This is a genomic window from Sphingomonas sp. (genome assembly GCF_035758555.1).
Classification (GTDB): Bacteria; Pseudomonadota; Alphaproteobacteria; order Sphingomonadales; family Sphingomonadaceae; genus Sphingomonas_B.
On record NZ_DASTXI010000018.1, the window covers coordinates 1 to 11,298 of the forward strand.

12 protein-coding genes and 1 tRNA gene are annotated in these 11,298 nt (G+C 65.8%); 9 read left to right on the top strand and 4 right to left on the bottom strand.

Translation table 11 applies throughout. The features are described 5' to 3' along the window. A partial coding sequence (locus VFT73_RS00910; RefSeq protein WP_326408231.1) for an MFS transporter occupies positions 1 to 1,175 on the bottom strand: 1,175 nt, incomplete at its 3' end. A 69-nt stretch (positions 1,176 to 1,244) separates the two neighbouring features. Between VFT73_RS00910 and tgt the strand changes: the two genes are divergently transcribed. The 3 genes from tgt to VFT73_RS00925 all read left to right on the top strand — a co-directional run bounded on the left by tgt (position 1,245) and on the right by VFT73_RS00925 (position 4,024). Continuing rightward, complete coding sequence (gene tgt / locus VFT73_RS00915; protein WP_326408232.1) at positions 1,245 to 2,375, top strand: tRNA guanosine(34) transglycosylase Tgt; 1,131 nt, start codon at positions 1,245 to 1,247, stop codon at positions 2,373 to 2,375. Positions 2,376 to 2,440: 65 nt separating this feature from the next. Further along, positions 2,441 to 3,022, top strand: coding sequence for a PilZ domain-containing protein (locus tag VFT73_RS00920; RefSeq protein ID WP_326408233.1), 582 nt, complete (start codon positions 2,441 to 2,443; stop codon positions 3,020 to 3,022). Between the two features lie 96 nt (positions 3,023 to 3,118). Next, positions 3,119 to 4,024: a sulfotransferase domain-containing protein gene (locus tag VFT73_RS00925; RefSeq protein WP_326408234.1), complete on the top strand. Its 906-nt coding sequence runs from the start codon at positions 3,119 to 3,121 to the stop codon at positions 4,022 to 4,024. 3 nt (positions 4,025 to 4,027) lie between these two features. Here the strand turns inward: VFT73_RS00925 and VFT73_RS00930 are convergent, their stop codons facing one another. Continuing rightward, entirely contained in the window at positions 4,028 to 5,338 is a 1,311-nt protein-coding gene (locus VFT73_RS00930) for a DEAD/DEAH box helicase (RefSeq protein ID WP_326408235.1), read from the bottom strand. A gap of 89 nt (positions 5,339 to 5,427) precedes the next feature. Next, positions 5,428 to 5,841, bottom strand: coding sequence for a hypothetical protein (locus tag VFT73_RS00935; RefSeq protein ID WP_326408236.1), 414 nt, complete (start codon positions 5,839 to 5,841; stop codon positions 5,428 to 5,430). 87 nt (positions 5,842 to 5,928) lie between these two features. Between VFT73_RS00935 and VFT73_RS00940 the strand changes: the two genes are divergently transcribed. The 3 genes from VFT73_RS00940 to VFT73_RS00950 are packed head-to-tail and all read left to right on the top strand — an operon-like array spanning position 5,929 to position 8,759. Further along, positions 5,929 to 7,362 carry an FAD-binding oxidoreductase gene (locus VFT73_RS00940; protein WP_326408242.1) on the top strand — a complete coding sequence of 478 codons (1,434 nt, stop codon included), beginning with the start codon at positions 5,929 to 5,931 and terminating at the stop codon, positions 7,360 to 7,362. Positions 7,363 to 7,410: 48 nt separating this feature from the next. Continuing rightward, positions 7,411 to 8,184, top strand: a complete 774-nt coding sequence (locus tag VFT73_RS00945) for a SapC family protein (protein WP_326408237.1) — start codon at positions 7,411 to 7,413, stop codon at positions 8,182 to 8,184. Next, on the top strand, positions 8,181 to 8,759 hold the full coding sequence (locus VFT73_RS00950) for a cytochrome b (RefSeq protein ID WP_326408238.1): 579 nt from the start codon (positions 8,181 to 8,183) through the stop codon (positions 8,757 to 8,759). The genes VFT73_RS00945 and VFT73_RS00950 overlap by 4 nt, the downstream gene beginning before the upstream one ends. A 154-nt stretch (positions 8,760 to 8,913) precedes the next feature. Here the strand turns inward: VFT73_RS00950 and VFT73_RS00955 are convergent, their stop codons facing one another. Next, complete coding sequence (locus tag VFT73_RS00955; protein ID WP_326408239.1) at positions 8,914 to 9,768, bottom strand: N-formylglutamate amidohydrolase; 855 nt, start codon at positions 9,766 to 9,768, stop codon at positions 8,914 to 8,916. Between the two features lie 136 nt (positions 9,769 to 9,904). Between VFT73_RS00955 and cpdR the strand changes: the two genes are divergently transcribed. The 3 genes from cpdR to VFT73_RS00970 all read left to right on the top strand — a co-directional run. Beyond that, a complete protein-coding gene (gene cpdR / locus VFT73_RS00960) occupies positions 9,905 to 10,282 on the top strand; it encodes a cell cycle two-component system response regulator CpdR (RefSeq protein WP_326408240.1) in 378 nt (125 codons plus the stop codon). Positions 10,283 to 10,325: 43 nt separating this feature from the next. Then, positions 10,326 to 10,400: transfer RNA gene (locus VFT73_RS00965), tRNA-Val, on the top strand. A gap of 122 nt (positions 10,401 to 10,522) precedes the next feature. After that, a partial coding sequence (locus VFT73_RS00970) for an integrase (protein ID WP_326408241.1) occupies positions 10,523 to 11,298 on the top strand: 776 nt, incomplete at its 3' end.

Genomic DNA, 11,298 nt, shown 5'->3' on the forward strand with positions numbered 1-11,298 from the left:
GTTCCCGCCATGATCACCGGAATGCGGCCCCAGGCATGGCGCTGCTTCAGTCCGTCGGCGATGCGGCCGCCCAGCACGATGCCGAGGAACCCTCCTGCCGCCGCGCCACCGCCCAGAAACAGCCCCACTTCCGTCTTCGGCTGGTGCAGGACCGTTTCGGCGTACAGCGCTCCGAACGCGGCCACGCCGTACGACACGAATGCGATCAGGCCATAACCGAGCGAAACATAGAGAAAGGCGGGCGTTCCCCAGATCAGCTTGAAAGTCGGATAGTCGCGTTCCCTCAGCGCGCTTGCCCATGAAAACACCGCATAGATGCCGCCGCCGACTGCGAGCCATTGCGCCGGATCGCCGATCGCCAGCGTGAGCACCCAGACCGCCACGCCGATTCCGGCCAACGCGATCAGGTTGACGAGCAGCGCGCGCTGGCCGCGCCGGGCGGCGCCGATTAGCGTCAGCGGCGGGATGATCGACATCAGCTCCAGCAGGAAATCGCGAAAGGGCGCTTCGGCCGGCGCCATCAGCAGCCCGTCCGACTCCCCGCGCACTGGCTCGCGCAAAGTCGAAACCAAGGCTGCGAGCAGCAGGCCCGGTATGCCAACCGCCATGAATGCGACTTGCCAGCCAACCAGCCCCCAATGGCCGCCGGGGAAGGCGCGGTTCCAGCTGTCGACGATCGCGCCGCCGATGAACAGCGACATCCCGCCGCCGATGAAGATGCCGGACGAATAGACGGCGAGGGCGGTTGCCCGCCGCTCGCGCGGGAAATAGTCCGAGATCAGCGAATAGGCGCATGGCGAGGCGGTCGCTTCGCCGACGCCGACCCCGATGCGCGCGAACGTCAGTTGCATGCCGGTCCGCGCCAGCCCGGAAAATGCCGTCATCGCCGACCAGATCGACAGGCCGATGGTGATCAGCCGCACCCGGTGCCAATTGTCCGCAAGTCGCCCGAGCGGAATGCCGAACAGCGAATAGAAGACGCCGAACGCCGTGCCGAACAGGAACCCGATATCGGCGTCGTCGAGGCCGAGATCGCGTTTCACGTCCTTCGCGAGGATGCTCAGAATCTGCCGGTCGACGAAGTTCAGCACATAAACGAGAAACAGGACCGCGAGCACGTAGCGCGCATAGGCGCCGCCCGGGCGCACGGCGTGGGCGTCAGTCTTGTCGGCCAATGGCTTGTCCCCTCACTCCTGCTGTTGCGGGGCTAGCAGAGCTTCGCCCGCGCTGCCAAAGGCAATCGCATGACCGAGCGTTTCGCCTTTTCCATCGAAGCGACCGACGGCGCTGCCCGCGCCGGCACGATCAGCATGTTGCGCGGCGGAATCCGCACGCCAGCTTTCATGCCGGTCGGCACCGCGGCGACGGTGAAGGCGATGAAACCGGCGGACGTGCGCGCGACGGGCGCCGACATCATACTCGGCAACACTTATCACCTGATGCTTCGCCCCGGCGCCGAGCGCGTCGCCCGGCTGGGCGGGCTGCACAGTTTCATGGGCTGGGAGCGGCCGATCCTGACGGACAGCGGCGGCTATCAGGTGATGAGCCTTGCGGAGCTGACCAAACGCTCCGAGCAGGGTGTTGCGTTCAAGTCGCACCTCGATGGCGCCAGCCATCTGATTACGCCGGAGCGTTCGACCGAAATCCAGCGGCTGCTCGGATCGGATATCGTCATGGCCTTTGACGAATTGGTGCCGACGACCTCTTCGCGAGACGTGCAGGCCGCGGCGATGGAGCGGTCGATGCGCTGGGCGAAGCGCTCTCGCGAGGCGTTCCTGGGCGACGGCGACCATGCCGCGCGCGCTGCCCAATTCGGCATCCAGCAAGGAGCGCTCGACCGCGAGTTGCGGCAGGTTTCGGCCGAACGGCTGATCGAGATCGGTTTCGATGGCTACGCGGTCGGCGGCCTCGCGGTCGGGGAGGGGCAGGAGGCGATGTTCGGAGTGCTCGACTATGCGCCCGGCCAGCTTCCTGTCGACCGGCCGCGTTATCTGATGGGCGTCGGCAAGCCCGACGACATCGTCGGCGCGGTCGAGCGCGGCGTCGACATGTTCGATTGCGTGCTGCCGACCCGCAGCGGGCGCACCGGTCAGGCGTTCACCTGGGACGGGCCGATCAACATCCGCAATGCGCGCTTTGCCGAAGATCAAGGGCCTGTCGACCCCGATTGCGCCTGCCCGGTTTGCGCGACCTGGAGCCGCGCCTATCTGCACCATCTCGTCCGCGCCGGCGAAATCCTGGGCGCGATGCTGATGACCGAGCACAATCTGAGCTTCTATCAACAGCTGATGGACGGATTGCGGCAGGCGATCGGCACCGGCCAGCTGTCCGCATTCGCGGCGACATTCCGCGACCGCTACAAAAAGGGCAAGTGACGCAAACCATTTCGCAAGCTTCGGGCGGCTAGAGAATGCGAAAGGGTCGAAGGTCGAGGTTCACATTGTCCGCTGCGGCACTGGAAGAAGTACGGCGCCACGCGCGCACCAACACGATGCTTGCCGCGACGATCCAGTTCGGCAGTCAGACGGCGGACGTGTTCGTGCGCAACCTGTCGAAGGCCGGCGCGCTGGTCGAGGGACGCAACCTTCCCGAACAAGGCGAAACGGTGGAGCTGCGCCGCAGCGACTATCGCATTCCGGCAACAGTGATGTGGCGCGCCGAGGGGCGGTGCGGGCTGTCTTTCGTTCACCTCGTCAAGGTCGACGACCTGATCCGGCGAAAGGGTGGGCCAGACCACCAGTCACGCGTCGATGTGATCCAGCGCGCGCTGCGCGAGAACCGGCCGGTCCCAAGCTTCGCCGAAACCGAGCAGCTGGTCGGCGCAGCCGCGATCGGCAAGCGGCTGGTCGATGAGCTCGGCTATGCGCTGCGCCTGTGCGAAACGGTCAACGAGACGCTGGCGAACGACGCCTATATCCTCGGCCGCTATGGCGTTGCGCTCCAGCAGCTCGACGAAGCCGAGCAATTGCTGCGCAAACTCGTCGGAAATTTGTCGGCCCAGGACGCACCGGGCCGCTGCTGACCGCGTGCCGGTCGTCACAGCCGGCACTCCCGTCGCACAATAGCTGCTCTCCCCAGCGCCGCGCGCCACTGGCGCGCCGCGAATGAGGAGACGCCCATGCTTCAGCGCACCAGCTGGCCGCAAAAGACCCGCGAGCTGCACAATCACCACATGGATTCGACCGTGTGGAACGACTTCCGCTTCCGCGACGACGACATCGTTATCGGCACCTACGCCAAGTCCGGCACCACCTGGACGCAGCAGATCGTGTCGCAGCTGATCTTCGGCGGCGCGGAGGGCATCGACGTGCCGGGGCTGTCACCTTGGATCGACATGCGGATCATGCCGCGGATCGAAATGCTCGCCGCGCTTGAGGCGCAGACGCACCGCCGCTTCGTGAAGACCCACCTGCCGGTCGATGCGCTCGTGTTCAGCCCGCACGCCAAGTACGTCTACATCATCCGCGACGGCCGGGACGTGGCGTGGAGCCTTCACAATCACCTGTTCTACGGCACCGACGAATTCTACCGTCTGATCAACGACACGCCGGGTCGTATCGGGCCGGCCCTCGACAGGCCGCCGGCCGACATCCGCCAATTCTTCCTCGAATGGCTGGAGCATGACGGATATCCGCTGTGGTCGTTCTGGGAAAATATCCGGACCTGGTGGGAGGTGCAGCACCTGCCGAACGTGATGCTGCTCCACTTCGCGGACCTGAAGGCCGATCCCGAAGACAAGATTCGCGAGCTCGCGTCGTTCCTCGACGTCGCCGTTGCAGACGACGCCTGGCCGCGCATCCTCGAACATTGCAGCTTCGACTATATGAAGCGCAACGCGGAAAAGGCGGCCCCCTTGGGCGGAATGCTCTGGGAAGGCGGAGCGGGGCGCTTCATCAACAAAGGCACCAACGGCCGCTGGCGCGACCTGCTCACCGATGAAGACAATCGGCGTTATCGCGAACGCGCGATCAAGCAGCTCGGGCCGGAATGCGCGGCGTGGCTGGAGAGCGGCGACCGAGGCTGACCGTCAGGCGGCGATGCCGACGTCCAGAAACGCCGGGATCGGCCCGTTCCAGCCCTCGTCCGGCGCTTCGGCGGCGACCGGGCGGCGATCCTCCTGCCGGGGACGTTCGCCGCGTTCCTCACGGCGCGGGCGCTCGGCGCGCTTCCTGCGCTGAGGACGCTCGGCCGGCTCAGCTTCGACGATCTTCGGCTGGTCGGGCGCCCGTGTCGCGATCCGTTCGATTTTCTGTCCGGTCAGCTTTTCGATATTGGCGACGGCCTCGGAATCGTCGCCGGTCGCCAGCGTGAACGCCTTGCCGGTCGCGCCCGCGCGGCCGGTGCGGCCGATCCGGTGGACATAGTCGTCCGGATGCCAGGGCACGTCATAGTTGAAGACGTGGCTGACGCCCTTGATGTCGAGCCCGCGGGCGGCAACGTCGGAGGCGACGAGGATGTTGATCTCGCCCGATTTGAAGCGGTCGAGCTCGCGCAGCCGTTCCGGCTGCTCCATGTCGCCATGAATCTGGCCCACGGCAAAGCCGGCGCGCTTGAGGCTGCTCGTCAGGTCGCGCACGGTCGTTTTGCGGTTGGCGAAGATGATCGCGGTCGAGACGTCGTCGGCGGACAGCAGCTTTCGCAGCGTCTCACGCTTGTCGCGCGACGAGGTCTCGACCAGCCGCTGCTCGATCGAGGCATTGGCCGTCGCCGGCCGCGCGACTTCGACCGACTTCGGCTCGGTCAGGAATTTGTCGGACAGCTTCTTGATGGGCGCCGGCATCGTCGCGGAAAACAGCAAGGTCTGCCGCTTCTTCGGCAGCTTGGTGCAGATTTCCTCGATATCCGGGATGAAGCCCATGTCGAGCATGCGATCGGCTTCGTCGATCACCAGCAGCTCGCAGCCGGTCAGCAGGATGTTGCCGCGCCCGAACAGGTCCATCAGCCGGCCCGGCGTCGCGATCAGCACGTCGACGCCCTTCTCAAGCGCCTTGACCTGATCGCCCATCGACACGCCGCCGATCAGCAGCGCCATCGAGAGCTTGTGATACTTTCCGTACTTGTCGAAATTCTCGGCGACCTGTGCCGCGAGCTCGCGCGTCGGCTCCAGGATCAGCGACCGCGGCATGCGCGCGCGGCTGCGGCCATGCGCCAGGATGTCGATCATCGGCAGCACGAAGCTTGCCGTCTTGCCGGTGCCAGTCTGGGCGATGCCGATCAGGTCGCGGCCCATCAGGACGGACGGTATCGCCTGACGCTGGATCGGCGTCGGCTCCGTGTATCCGGAATCGCTGACGGCTTTCAAAAGCTCGTCGGAAAGGCCGAGATCGGCAAAGCTCATCGAAATCCTGAAGAAATGGGGCGGCGACAAGCCGCTGCGCCCAGAGGGCGCGATTGATGGAAGCGCCGCGTAAAGTCAAGGAGCGAGGGCTATTTCCGCTTCAGCGGCACTAGCCTTTTGAAGCGTTCGATCTCGCATGAGCCGCCCGAGCGCACGCGGATCGAGTCGCGATCCGCACAGACCTGCCCGTCTCGACCCTGGCGGATGTAGAAGCCCGAATAATAGTCGAGCGGCGGGCAATCCTCGGCGAGCTTTGCCCGCACTCTCCTGCCGCCCTTCAGCAGCAGGTCGACGCCGTAGTTCGAGATCTGGGCCCCCGCTAACGCGTCCGCCGGTATGCATTTGGGGCCGTTCTTTTCCCTGTATCGGACCGGATCGGCGGGCGGGCGCACCCGCGAAGGCACGCGGATGATCAGCTGCTGCCGGATCGTGTATTGAGCGAGCATGACCGGGCCGCCGCCGCTGCCAGCCAGCAGCAGCGCGACAATCATTCCGATCGTCACTGCGAGCACCCCATAGTCCGCGCATGACCGCCGGACATTGAACGCGTCATGAATTCCCTTCCCAGCTCCGCAATCTATAACGGCTTTATGACGAAAGGCGATTTCCTGAACGCGCTCGGTTCCGCGCTAGGTCCGAAAGGTGTGACCAGCGACTCGCACGAGCTCGGGCCTTGGTCGACCGACTGGCGCGGCCGCTATCACGGCGCGGCGCTTGCAATGGCGATGCCGGCGGATACCGGCGAGGTCGCGGCGGTCGTGCGGCTCTGTGCGGAGCACCGCGTGCCGATCGTGCCGCAAGGCGGAAACACGTCGATGGTCGGGGGCGCCGTCCCGGACCGATCCGGAGAGGCGGTGGTCCTGTCGCTGAGGCGGATGAACCGCGTGCGCCGTCTCGACGCGGAGGCCGGCCTGGCGATCGTCGAAGCCGGCGTGATCCTCAGCAACCTGCACGACGCCGCCCGCGCCGAGGGCGCCCGCTTTCCGCTGTCGCTTGGCGCCAAAGGATCGGCCACGATCGGTGGCTTGTGCTCGACCAATGCGGGCGGGACCCAGGTGCTGCGCTTCGGCACGATGCGGTCTCTGGTGTTGGGCCTGGAAGCGGTGCTGCCGGATGGCTCGATCCTGGACAGCCTCGCGCCGCTCAAGAAGGACAATCGCGGGCCCGACCTCAAGCAATTGCTGATCGGCGCCGAAGGAACGCTCGGCGTCGTCACGGCGGCGACGCTTCAGCTGGTGCCGGTGCCGGAGGAAACGGCGACGGCCTGGGTCGGCACGCCTTCGCCGCAGACGGCACTGTCGCTGCTCCGCCGGCTGGAGCGCTCCGGCCTTGCGGTCGAAAGCTTCGAGCTCGTGCCGGCGGATTCGCTGGGCCTGGTGCTCAGCCACATTTCGGGTACGCGGCCGCCGCTGGAATCGAACCCAGCCTGGCACGCGCTGGTCGAAGTGACCGGCGGAGCCGGCGTGAGCGGGCAGCTCGAAGCCGTGCTGGCCGGTGCTCTGGAGCAGGGGCTGGCGAGCGACGGCGTGCTGGCGGCCAGCGAAGCCCAGGCTGGCGCCTTCTGGCGCATCCGCGAGTCGATCTCGGAAGCGGAACGCGCGAGCGGACCCGCGGTCCAGCACGACATTTCGGTGCCCGTTGCCGGAATGCCCGACTTCATGACGTCGGCCGCCGCCGAAGTCGAACAGGCGTTCCCCGGCACCAGTGCCAGCGCCTTCGGGCACCTTGGCGACGGCAATGTCCACTTCCACGTCCGCGCGCCCGCCGGCGCCGATCCGGAGCGCTGGATCACGGAAAGCGAAAAGCCGATCAGCGCCTTCGTCTACGATCGCGTGGTCGCGGCCGGCGGCTCGATCTCTGCCGAGCACGGCATCGGCCAGATGAAGCTCGACACGTTCCTGCGCCTGACCGATCCGGCGCGGCTGAATGCGCTGCGGACGCTGAAGGCGGCGTTCGATCCGCTCGGCATCATGAATCCGGGCAAGCTCGTGCCGAGCCTTGCGTCTGCGCCCCGCGCACCATAGGACGCGCTGCAACCGGGCGACCGCCCTCTTTCATCTTCGGAGTTCTTCATGGCGACCGCGCCCCAGCCGACCGGCCTTCCCATCCTCTACAACGATCTCGTCCCGCTTTCGTCCGACCAGCACGCGACGTGGGGCACCAAGGCGCTTGATGGTGCCGCGTTCCTCAAGAACCAGCACGCGGTGCCCGTTATCATCGACGAATTCGTCCAGGTCCAGCGCAGCTTCCCGATCATTTTCGCCGATGCCGAGACTCCCGTGCCGCTGGCGCTGATGGGCCTGAACGAAGGCGTCAACGTGTTCCTCGACGACAATGGCAAGTTCACGCAGCCGGTCTATGTGCCGGCCTATATCCGGCGCTATCCCTTCATGCTCGCGCAGCTGGGGCAGAATCCGCAGGAGCTGTCGCTGTGCTTCGATCCCAGTTCGGGAGCGGTTGGGCCCGACGGCGATGCGGTCAAGCTGTTCGAGAACGGCCAGCCGACCCAGGGAACGAAGGACATTCTGGGCTTCTGCGAATCGTTCGAGCAGGGTGCGCAGCGCACCGGCGCGTTCGTTAAGGAGCTGCAGGATCTCGACCTGCTGATGGACGGCGAAGTGTCGATCCAGGCCGAAAGCGCGACACAGCCGCACATCTATCGCGGGTTCAAGATGGTGAACGAGGAAAAGCTGCGCGACCTGCGCGGCGATCAGCTCCGCAAGATGATGCAGAACGGCATGCTCACGCTGATCATGGCTCACCTGTTCTCGCTCGACTTGATGCGCGAGATCTATGGACGCCAGGCGGCGCAGGGCAAGCTGCCGCCGGTCGGCGTTCCGGCTTGAGCCGACTGCCGGAGCCGGGGGCGAGCCGCTCTCGCTACTCAGGCGGCGCGATCGCCTTTCACTGGGCGATCGCGTTGCTGATCGCGGTGAATATCGCGCTGGCGCTGATCACGGACGATTGGCATGGGCCCGCGCGGTCTGCGGCGATCCAGATTCACAAGGCGACCGGCATCACCATCCTGGTGTTGAGCATCGCGCGCCTTCTCTGGCGGCTTGCGCACCGGCCGCCGCCCCTCCCGGCGGAGCTCCGGCTTTGGGAAGCGGTGGCTGCCCGCGCGGTGCACCGGCTCTTCTACGCGCTGATGATCGTGCTGCCATTGAGCGGGTGGCTGATGGTCTCGGCTTCCGCGAATCGGAAGCCGCTGAACTGGTACGGGCTGTTCGGCCTGCCATATCTGCCGTTCGAGGGCGACAAGGCGGTGCGCGGGTTCGCGCATGAGGCGCACGAGATTCTCGGCTATACGATGATGGCGCTGATCGTGCTCCACGTCGCAGCTGCGCTCAAACACCATTATTCCGATCGCACGCGTCTGCTCGCACGGATGTGGCCCGGGCAGGTTGCTGCCAACCGTTAAATTCCTGCGGCGAATGACTTGCATCCGCTTGCCGGCTTCCTAAATTCCTGAGTGACGCCCGGGAGTTCCCCCCTTTCTCTCCGGCGTTATCACGCCTTCGGGCGTGTTCCTCCCTGAACCTTGGCCGCTCCGTGCATCGCACGGGGCGGTCTTTTCATTCTGCCGCCAGCGGCATCGCGCGTTCGAGCGCGGCGGCGCGGAGGTCCTCTATCACCGCGCGCAGGAATTGGCGGCAAAAGGCGAGCCCATCCGGGTCGCACTGCTCGCCGGAGCCTTCCAGATACAGCGATCGATCGAGCTCCAGCTGAACGGCGTGCACGCCGCTGCCAGGGGCGCCGTGCCGCTCGACGATATGGCCGCCGGCATAAGGGCTGTTCTCGCGCCAGCCGAGCGCGAAACGGGTGCAGGTGGCGGCGATCCGCGACGTCACCCAGGCCGCGGCGCTGTGGCCGAAGCGATTGCCGATCACCACCTGCGGCGTCTTCTCGCCGCCCTGGCGCGCCAGCGGCGGCATCGAATGGAGATCGAGCAGGACGGCTATGCCATGCATACCCGCCGCCTCGCGCAGCAGCTCGGCGATTGCCGCGTGATAGGGCCGATGCACTTCCGCCAGTCGCGCCTCAACATCGGCAAGGGATATCCGTCCGCGCCAGATTTCGCCGATTCCCGCCAGCCGTCGCGGAATCAGGCCCAGGCCGCTGCGCACCTTGGGCGTCAGCATCAGCCGCGAAGCGACCGTGCCCTCGACCAGCCCGGGGTCGATCTCCGCTTCGTGCCGGTTGATGTCGATCCACGCCCGCGGCGCCCGTGCAACCAGCGTCGGCGCGCCGGCCTCGGCCGCCACTTCGTCGACCAGCCGGTCCTCCAGCACGATCAGCTTTTCCGCCGGAGGCCGCAACCGAGCGCGCTGATCGGGCCGATAATCGCGGCCGCCGTGCGGCACCGACAGGACCACCGGTCCGCCTGCTTCGCGGTCGATCAGCTCAAGTGCGGGACTCGCGCTCGTCACCCCTGCAATTGCTAGGCGCGGCGGCGCTGCGCCGCAACGTTTCGGCGCGCTGCCTAGAAATAATTAATCTAACTGCGCATAACTCGAACCGCGGACCGCTTCTCGTGCGTTGGGAAGTGGCGCGATGAGGCTATCGATGATCCGAATCCTGCTCGCTGAAGACGATGGAGCGATGCGCGTCTATCTGGAGCGCGCGCTGGAGCGGGCCGGCTATTCGGTGACGGCGGTGGACCGCGGCACGGCCGCGCTGCCGCTGATCGAGCAGGAGCGGTTCGATCTGCTGCTGACCGACATCGTCATGCCCGAGATGGACGGAATCGAGCTCGCCCAGCGCGCGGGCGCGATCGCGCCGGACATGCGCGTCATGTTCATCACCGGCTTCGCAGCCGTCACCCTGAAGGCCGGCAAGGCCGTGCCCCAGGCCAAGGTGTTGTCAAAACCCTTCCACCTGCGCGACCTCGTGCTCGAAGTGGACCGGCTGTTCGATATCGGCAGCGCGAGCGGCCTCAACTGATACTTGCTAAGCCGGAAAGGCTCCGTTAGAGGCCCCCCCTCGTGGGCGCGTAGCTCAGTGGTAGAGCACTGTGTTGACATCGCAGGGGTCGCAAGTTCAATCCTTGCCGCGCCCACCATTTTCCCCCGAGAGATTAGCCCTTTGAAAGCCGAGGCTTAGCCCGGCGTCGTGCGTTCGCACGGGGTCAACGGCTAGGCTCCCGCAACTCGCTGAACACAAACTCAACACAGCGAGACGGCAGTGGCTACCATCACCAAGCGAAAGAACGGCTGGAGCGTCCAGATTAGGCGCAAAGGCTACCCGCAACAGACCCGCACCCTACCAACGAAGGCGGAGGCTCAGGCGTGGGCGAGGGAACAGGAAGGACGCATTGACCGCGCCCTCGCACCCGTCAATCTCCGGCTTTTGAAGGGTACAACCCTCCGGGACCTCCTCACACGATACCTTGAGGAAGTCACGCCAGCAAAGGACAGCGCGTACACGGAGAAGCTCCGCATCGAGAAGCTGCTACGGGAACAAGCCTTCTGCGACTTGGCGCTCGCGGACCTCACGCCCAAGGTCTTCGCCGACTACCGGGGAGCGCGGCTTGCGACGGTCAAACCCGGTACCGTACATCGGGAGCTTGGTCTGATCCGCCATGCGGTGGAGGTATCCCGCCGCGAATGGGGGATGGACCTGCCAGCCAACCCGCTGGACCGGGTGAAGCGGCCAAAGCTTGCTAACGCACGGGATAGACGGCTTGGAGAAGGTGAGTATGACCGGCTCAAGGCCGCGCTGCGGCGAACGCGCAATCCGTTACTGGCTCCCGTTGTGGAGTTCGCCATTCACACTGCAATGCGGCGCGGCGAGATACTGGCGCTCCGATGGGAACAGGTGAACTGGAAGCAGCGCACTGCGTACATCGCAGACAGCAAGACAGGAGTACCTCGCACCATTCCGCTACTCGACAGTGCCATGGCGGTGTTGGAGCCCCTGCGGCCAGAGCTTCCCCGTGGCCCTGTGTTCCCCATTAGTGT